3 protein-coding genes are annotated in these 4,287 nt (G+C 54.9%); 1 reads left to right on the top strand and 2 read right to left on the bottom strand.

What is annotated here, in order from left to right:
- Positions 1 to 658: 658 nt before the first annotated feature.
- Positions 659 to 1,552 (bottom strand): LysR family transcriptional regulator, encoded by an 894-nt coding sequence (locus tag I5W_RS23800; RefSeq protein WP_044531109.1) that lies wholly within the window; start codon positions 1,550 to 1,552, stop codon positions 659 to 661.
- 89 nt (positions 1,553 to 1,641) lie between these two features.
- On the opposite strand from I5W_RS23800, the gene I5W_RS23795 reads away from it, so the two are divergent.
- Positions 1,642 to 2,445, top strand: coding sequence for a methyltransferase domain-containing protein (locus I5W_RS23795; RefSeq protein ID WP_044531108.1), 804 nt, complete (start codon positions 1,642 to 1,644; stop codon positions 2,443 to 2,445).
- 186 nt (positions 2,446 to 2,631) lie between these two features.
- On the opposite strand, the gene I5W_RS23790 is transcribed toward I5W_RS23795, so the two are convergent.
- On the bottom strand, positions 2,632 to 4,287 hold a 1,656-nt coding region (locus I5W_RS23790; protein ID WP_148289192.1), incomplete at its 5' end, for a phospholipase D-like domain-containing protein.

Below are 4,287 nucleotides of genomic sequence, written 5' to 3'. Positions count from 1 at the left end.
TAGCTCCGTTTATTGCTGACGAATTACTTACAAAACGATGAATTGGGAATAACAATTGTAAGTTTTTGTTAGTATTAATTAGATCCCCTTTTCTCTCTGAGAATCGTTGTTTTCACTCTGAGAAAAACGCATAATCAAAGCACTAAAAGAAAGCTCTACAGTGAAATTTGATCGACAAGAAGGTACAAAGGGTGGAAAAAAGTAAGCTGAACAATAAATTTCCATGAAAACATTCGCGTTTTTATTCGCAGAATAGAATGTTATAAAACGGAGCCACCTGTGATATTCCGTTGCCTTGATGATGTGCCTTTCTATCCAAACTAATCACCCGATCCGCGCCAATGGGCTTGCAGCGCTCATGGTTTTCCGACTTGCAGCGCTTGGTGCGCTTACCAGTGATCGGGGGGCGAGCCTTGGAAGTGTTTTTCGTGGCAGACGCTTACCTCGATCTGCTCATCTGGATATGGGCCTGAGGTTTGCCGGCGTCTCTCGGACCGAAAGGTGCTCAGCGTCGCGCAAGGTATCTGGGAAGACGGCTATGCCAATGCCACACTGACCGAACACGTCGGTGCGAACCTCCTGCGCATCCTCACCAGATGCGTCGTCGCCGTCTTGCTGGGCATTCCGGTGGGCTTGCTGATGGGCCTGGCACTTACTCTCAACTGTTACTTTCTTGTTCCCGGATCATGTCGTAGAGCGCCTGAGCTGCCGGCGACAGATGGGCAGCCTTGCGCGTAATCAGAACAAGAGTGCGGGAAACGACAGGGTCGACCAGTTCTATCATTCGCACATTGGGATAGGCACCTTCCTGCATGGCCAGCTTCGGTACGACAGCCACCCCCACATCTTGGGCAACCAATCCCACGGCTGTCGAGCTGCGCTGCACTTCATAGAAGGAGCGCAAGACGAAGCCATTGGCTTTCAGCGCCGGATCAAGCAAGGCCCGATTGCCGCTCACCTCGCCCGCAAAGATCAGTGGATAGGACTGCAGTTGCATCCAGGCGATGCGGCGCCGTCTGGCCAGCGGATGATCTTTATGGCAAATCAGTACATACCTGTCTTCGGTCAGCGCCATGCTGACGAGCTCGGGATGATGTTCCCGCGCAATAGTGATGCCGAATTCCACCTCACGACGCAGCACAGCTTCCGCCACGGCCGATGAGGCGTGATCGAGGATCTTGATGCGGTTGTGCGGATAACGCGCAGAATATGCTTGCATGATACGCGGCAGGTACTGCACGCCTACGGTGGGTACGCAGGCAATCGAGACGTCTCCACGTCGAGCAATACCCGTCTCTCGAATCTCCACGAGAGCCTCGGCCAGTTCGGCAAGGAGTCGCCGCGCCTGAGGAAGGAAGTCTTGTCCGATCGCCGTGAGCGCGATGGAACGTGTAGTGCGCTCTATCAACGTTACGCCCAGAAAATCCTCCAGCTTGCGCAAACGCAACGTCACTGCCGTTTGTGTCACATGCAATGCACCGGCAGCCCCCTGAAAGCTGCCTTGATCGGCAATCGTGACAAACGCCTGCACACCGAGGATGTCTATTTTCATGAGGAAAACTTATTAATCTTCGAAATAATTTCATTTTACTGCTTCTCCTGAAGCGCTCAAGATGTGCAAAAACCATACAGGAGCAACCCATGCCAGACTCTCAAGACACTCAACAACCCCAGGTCCAATGGGATGCCGCCCAGTATTTGCGATTCGGCGGCGAACGCCTGCGCCCCGCGCTGGACCTGATGTTGCATCTGCCAACACAGACAGCCGCGCGCATCCTCGACCTTGGTTGCGGTGCCGGCAACCTGAGCGCCATACTGCAGCAGCGCTGGCCAGAGGCCGAGGTGCTCGGTGTGGATGGTTCCGAGGACATGCTGGCCAAGGCGCGCGTGAGCGTGCCCCAGGTCCGCTTCGTCGCAGCCGATCTGAATCACTGGGTCCCCGAGCACAAGCTGGACCTGATCTACACCAATGCGACCTTGCAGTGGCTGCCCGATCACGCGCAACTGTTTCCGCGGCTGCTCTCCTTCCTCAATCCGGGTGGTTGCCTGGCAGTGCAGATGCCGGTGATGCACGACGCGCCGTTGCGACTGGCACAGGTGGAGCTGGCGCGCTCACCCGCGTATGCCGGTGTGTTGGGCGAAGTGTCGGAGCGACGCAATGTACTGGATATGGGCAGCTATTACGACCTGCTGCGACCGCAGGTGGCCACCCTGGACATCTGGCAGACGACCTACCTGCATATCCTCAAGGGAGCGGACCCGGTACTGCAATGGGCCAGCGGCAGCAGCCTGCGACCCTATCTGGAAAAAATGGAGGGAGAGCAACTGCAGGCGTTCCGGGCTGATTATGCGCGCCGTATGCAACTGGCTTATCCACCGCGCGCTGATGGCAGCACCTTGCTGCCGTTCCAGCGCATGTTCATCGTGGCGACCTTGCCGAGCTGAGTTTCAAGGAACTTCCCTATGGTCTGTCACGCATCAGCTGACTCCTGCACGACCATATGGACATTGAGCAGTGCAGGGTCACGAAAATAATCCAAACGAACACCTTGTGGCGTCCCCCCTCCGATAAGGAGGTCAAGGATGGCACAATAGGCATGGATTTCCTCTGTTAGTTGAATTCAGGCAATTTCATAGACTCATGGCTTGCGCGAAAAACTGGCGACGCAAGAAACGCCCGGAAGAATCGTCGGGATTGAAGTAAGGAGACTGCCACGCATCAGTATCCAGCAGATACTGCGGTCGCCAATCGTCAGGTTTTCCTCCGTGCTCGACATGTATCGCCACAGCCTCGCGAAAGGCGTAGTGCGAATGCAAGCGCATGAATTCCCCCAGGTAGATGTCTGCAACACGCTTGTCTGCGTGAATCACAAGCATGTTCTCATCGTTTTCCGTGGTGCTTGCATCGCTGAAGTTAGCCGACCCCGAGATGACAATCGGTTTATCCCCCAAGGGGTCTATCAGCATGTATTTGGTATGGATCCACGGCACATTGACATGGTCAACGATCTGGTGCATCTCGGCCAACCAACGATCAAACTCGTTGGTCACGATGTTGTTGCCGACGGCCAGCACCACATTCTTACGTGCGGCAATCGCATGAATCGCTGCCAAGTCGTTGCTTCTGGCCGGTTCACGCGTCTGTGCGGTGCGCTTGTCCATCAGGGCGAATCGTAAAACATCATCATCACGCGCAAAAACCTTCTGGAAGACCTTATTCATTCCAAAAGCAAAGCTTGCAAACAAACCGCTGGATGCGCTTGCCGCTAGCTCACCGTACCAGTCCAACGCATCCGGGTTGCTGCGCGGAGAGAAAACACATGCCAAGCTCCGAGGCCAATCGGCCACTGGGGCTGGCGTTTGCGCCACATTGCTGGCTTTGTAGTCTGAGGTACGGTCAGTCTTCGGGTCTGTCGATAGACGTTCCCAATAGGTAAGGAAGGCTTGAGCCAGCACATCGTCTTGCACCACATGACCTAGATTGGAATGCCCATAGATACCGTTCTCAGTCCAGTTGGTGGAGCCAGTCCAAACCGCTTTAGCCGTACCTTTGTAAGTCAACACAACAAACTTGTTGTGCATTATTTTTCCGTGCGTGCGGGGGATGCATAAGGCGTCGATACCTGCCGCAGCAATCGCTTTTTCGTTCTTGACCAGCGGATGATCGTCTCCGGGAATCGCGTCAAACAATGCGTGCACCTCGGCACCTCTGGCGCTGGCCTGGGCTAAGGCATCCAAAGCCGGAGCATCCTGGAATTCATAGATGGCCGCATACACTTTCCAATCGGAACTATCTGCACGCGCAATAAAAGCCAGGAGTGCTTCATGCAAGCCACGCGACAGCCAGTCATAGGCGGCTTGGCCTACTTCACTGGGGCGGCGGTTCTGGAATCGTCTGGCATATTCTTGCGTGGCAACGCTTCCACGGTTGAAAAAAACCGAATGCGGCTCACCCCATTCGGTCTCGGTTGATACGGTCACTTCAGCGCCATCCCGCACTTCCAGGGCCTGAGGAGTTCCATAAGTAGGGTGGACTTCGTATGTATAGCCCTGACCGGGATTGACGCTGTAGTCCGACCACTGAAATGACTGAAACGGATGTTGCAGCGACGAAAACATCTGACCCAAAGTGGTATGCGGCTGGGTTTTTTCAAACGTCTTCATGCCCCGCATCCAAACGACCTCGCCCGTCTTCAGGTCATGACGCTCAATCGCAAAACCCAGGCAGCCAGCGCGTTGCGCCTGGTCTATATCAAAGCCCAATAGAACCACACGAGTGCCTGCAAT

The sequence above is a fragment of the Herbaspirillum sp. B65 genome, assembly GCF_000333555.1.
GTDB lineage: Bacteria > Pseudomonadota > Gammaproteobacteria > Burkholderiales > Burkholderiaceae_D > Herbaspirillum > Herbaspirillum rubrisubalbicans.
This window is presented reverse-complemented; position numbering and strand designations above follow the sequence as displayed.

What these genes read in the sequence shown, in the direction of transcription:
- I5W_RS23800 (WP_044531109.1), bottom strand. Translation starts at nt 1,552, where the DNA reads ATGAAAATAGACATCCTCGGTGTGCAGGCGTTTGTCACGATTGCCGAT.
- I5W_RS23795 (WP_044531108.1), top strand. Translation starts at nt 1,642, where the DNA reads ATGCCAGACTCTCAAGACACTCAACAACCCCAGGTCCAATGGGATGCC.